Source organism: Micromonospora sp. RV43, assembly GCF_001029515.1.
GTDB classification, from domain to species: domain Bacteria; phylum Actinomycetota; class Actinomycetes; order Mycobacteriales; family Micromonosporaceae; genus Micromonospora; species Micromonospora aurantiaca.
Genome location: NZ_LEKG01000329.1, coordinates 1 through 3,060 on the forward strand (window position 1 = coordinate 1; position 3,060 = coordinate 3,060).

1 protein-coding gene and 2 pseudogenes are annotated in these 3,060 nt (G+C 68.6%); all 3 read right to left on the bottom strand.

Annotated elements, in window-relative coordinates:
- Nucleotides 1-1,168, bottom strand: a pseudogene (locus ABD52_RS36840) (low temperature requirement protein A); the annotation flags it as partial.
- Between the two features lie 115 nt (nt 1,169-1,283).
- Nucleotides 1,284-2,288 (bottom strand): L-dopachrome tautomerase-related protein, encoded by a 1,005-nt coding sequence (locus tag ABD52_RS36845; RefSeq protein WP_161801663.1) that lies wholly within the window; start codon nt 2,286-2,288, stop codon nt 1,284-1,286.
- 374 nt (nt 2,289-2,662) lie between these two features.
- A pseudogene (locus ABD52_RS36850) lies at nt 2,663-3,060 on the bottom strand (hypothetical protein); the annotation flags it as partial.

The following is a 3,060-nucleotide window of genomic DNA, read 5'->3' on the forward strand; positions in this document are numbered from 1 at the left end:
GTGCTATCCCGTCGCGATACACATGTCGCCGCTCGCCGCCGCGACCGCGGCGGCGAGCGGCGACATGTGTATCGCGACGGGATAGCACAGCAGCAATGCCGCAAGGGCCACGTAGCGTGAGGGGGAGACGCGGGCGACACATGGTATTCGAGCCGCGCCCGGCCGGCGATGAAGAGGGCGGGGCCGAGCAGGATGGGCGCGATCCAGGTTGCCGGGGCGTGACCGAGGGGCTGTTCGATGGTGATCTCGTAGCCGAGAGCCGTGGTCACGACACCGACGATCATGATGAGGTGCGTGTCGGCGGCAGACCGGCCGATGACCGACGGCGCTCGGGAATGTGCGATCGCCTCGGCGAGAATGTGCCCCGCCCGGTAGTAGTACAGGCGCCACAACGCCGCCGAGGTGAGCGCGGCGACGACGAAGGCGAGGGTGTGGTCGCGGTCGAACGGTCCGGTGCTGTAGGTGAAGCCGATCACCAGGATCGTCTCACCGAGCGCGATGAGGAAGAACTGCTGGTACCTCTCGGCGAGGTGCTCCGCGGTGATGTCCCAGCGTTCTGGTTCGGAATGCCCCAGGCCCGGCAGGGGCCATCCGGTCCGCACCGCAGCATACTCCACGGCGAGGGCGGCTGCCCAGGCCGGCACGAGGACTGGACCGTCCACGAAGGCTCCGATGATCCACAGCGCGCCGGTGACGCCGTACGTGATCAACATGCGGCCTTTGAGCAGCCGGCGATCCCGGTCGTGGATCACGAGCATCAGGATCAAGGGACGGGCGAGTTGCCCAGCCGCGTAGGCGATGGCGAATGCCTCGGCATAGCCGTCGAAGGCGCGCGGGACCGTTACCCCCATCACCAGCCCGGCGCCAACGCCACGGCGACCACGGTCTGCAGGGCCAACGAATCCGGGTGGTAGCGGCTGGTGGTCCAGGCGGTTCCCTGCCAGAGGCCGAACAGTGCCAACAACAACAGCAGGGTCAGAAACGCCTGCCAGAGCGCCTGCGGCCAGGCTCGCCCGTCCGGCTCGATGACCATGTGATCGTAGACGCGGGACACGATTCGGGTCAGCGCGAAGACGAACACCAGGTCGAAGAACAGCTCGAGAAAGGTCGCCCGCGATTGGCGAGTCTGTGCTGGCGACGTCGGCTCCGCCGGATGGTGCTGCCACACGAATCCTCACCCCCGAAGAGGTCATAGCACGCGTCCGGCATGGAATTCGTCGAATAGTCCTGACTCGTCTTGCGGTAGAGACACCGTCGACCTGCCGACGTGGTGCTGTGCGCCCTCAGGCGTGGTCGTTCGGGGCTGGGCCGACGTCGATGGGCGCCTTGTAGATGTGGACCGGGTACTCGACGGCGGCGGCGCCGGTCAGCCCGGCGGTGCGGTTGAGCTGGGCCGCGGGCATCCACAGGTGCCGTCTGCTGTCGATCCAAAGGGCGTCGCACCAGACGAGCCGCGGATCGGTGAGGAATGGGCTCATCCGCCGGTCCGGAGCGATGGTCAGGAGTCGGCGGTTCTCCACATCGCTGAGGTAGATGGTGCCGGCCGCGTCGATGGCGGTGCCGCCGGTGGTCGGGGTGTCGGCCCAGTGCTGGACTTGATCGCCCAGCCTCTGCGCGGATGTGGCCGGATTGTCGAGGTAACGGGTCTCGACCCGGGACATCGGTCCGGACAGCGGTTGGAAGTACAGGTAGCGCCCGTCCGGTGACACCTCGATCTGGTCGCAGTGCACCCGCAGCTCGGCGCCGTGCGCGTCGCGCAGGACCTGCCCGTCGGCGTAGAGCGGACCCTGGTTGACGGTCGCGGGGTGGTTGTCCAGCACCCGGCGGGACCGGCCGCTGTCCAGGTCGACGACGATCAGGCCGGCGGCACCGGAGTCGCTCACGTAGGCCAATCGGCCGTTGAACCGCACATCGTCGATGTAGCTGTGCTCGTACGTCGCCGGACCGAGGTCGTAGCTACGATGGACCTGGTCGCGGTCGAGGTCGACCGAGATCAGCCGGGCGCCCCCGGGTACCTGCGGCTGGCCGAGGCCGGCGGCCCCGGCGTCGACGATCCACAACTGCCCGTCCGGCCCGACGCGTAGCGCGTTGACATGCACGAACCGTCCCCGCGGGTCGTGTTCGGCGCGCACCTCGTTCCACCTCGCATCCGGGTACGGCGCGAACCGGCCACCCGTCAACGCCTCGGCCACCTGGACACCGGGTCCGTCCGTGGACGGGTAGCTGACGAACAGTCTGCCGGAGGTGGTCGTCGTGACACCGGTCCAGACCCGGTCGCCCGAAAGCACAGGTATCAGGCGAGGATCCTCCCGGCCGGGCATCGTGGCCATATGGGTGAGTCCTTCCTTCGTCCGGCGGGACCCTGGTCACCTGCTGTCGAGGCGGCCCTGGTCCGACCGGTTTCGACGTGCGCCGCGTACCCCTGGGGCGCAAGGTCAACCGCGCCGGCCGACAACGTGCTGATCCGCCGCGACCTCGTCGTCGCCGGGGACTGAGGATCCGGCTCACCTGCTGGCTCCGAGGAGGTCGTCCGCGATGGGTGTCCAGTAGGGCAAGGAAGCCGCCATGTGTTCGCGGGTTCTCGGTGGGCGTCTGCCGTGCCTGCCCGCCTGTGCCACGAGCGCGCCACTATGTCCGATCGGCAGCAGCGCGATGGTGAGCGTCATGGCGACGACCAGTCCGATCTGCCACGCACCGTAGCGGATGACATGAAGCGCGGAGTCGCCGACGACGAGACCGAGCCCGACCCGAGCAGCGTCTCGGCGGTTCGCCGGGCACGTTGACCGATCGCCGGCGCGATCGTGCCGGCCGTAGCGCTGGGAGCGAACACCGGCATGGGGTTGTGCAGGAAATCCCGGGCAATCACCCAGGACAGCGCGGCGGCCAGACCCGCCTGGGTGGCGATCAGCACGATGACCGAACTGCCGGCGGAGGATCCGTGCGCCGGTTCCGACCCGGTCGGGCACGTCGACGGTGGCGCGTCGGCGAGATCGGCTGCCATCTCAGGAAATGGGGACAGCACCGATCGTCGTTGCCCTCGACCATGCACGCTCTTACCCG